The 254-nt window shown below is 65.4% G+C and carries 1 protein-coding gene; it reads right to left on the bottom strand.

What is annotated here, in order from left to right; genetic code table 11:
* A partial coding sequence (locus ACLQ2X_RS28465; RefSeq protein WP_425684153.1) for a hypothetical protein occupies nucleotides 1-233 on the bottom strand: 233 nt, incomplete at its 3' end.
* Nucleotides 234-254 lie beyond the last annotated feature (21 nt).

Below are 254 nucleotides of genomic sequence, written 5' to 3'. Positions count from 1 at the left end.
CCACCCAACTCATCCACCGCCGACACCGACACCCCATCCCCCACACCCACCAAACGCACCCGCAACACCGACGCACCCGAGCGCAGCGCCACGAAGTCGTTCCACGCGAACGGAAGAAGCAGGCCACCCTCGGGACCACCGAAGCCCAAGAAGCTCGAAGCCTGCACCGCGGCGTCCAACAACGCCGGATGCACCCCGAAACCCTCCACCTCCAAACCCTCCGGAAGCACCACCTCAGCAAAAACCTCACCACC

The sequence above is a fragment of the Micromonospora sp. DT31 genome (assembly GCF_049841795.1).
Taxonomy (GTDB): Bacteria; Actinomycetota; Actinomycetes; order Mycobacteriales; family Micromonosporaceae; genus Micromonospora.
This window is presented reverse-complemented; position numbering and strand designations above follow the sequence as displayed.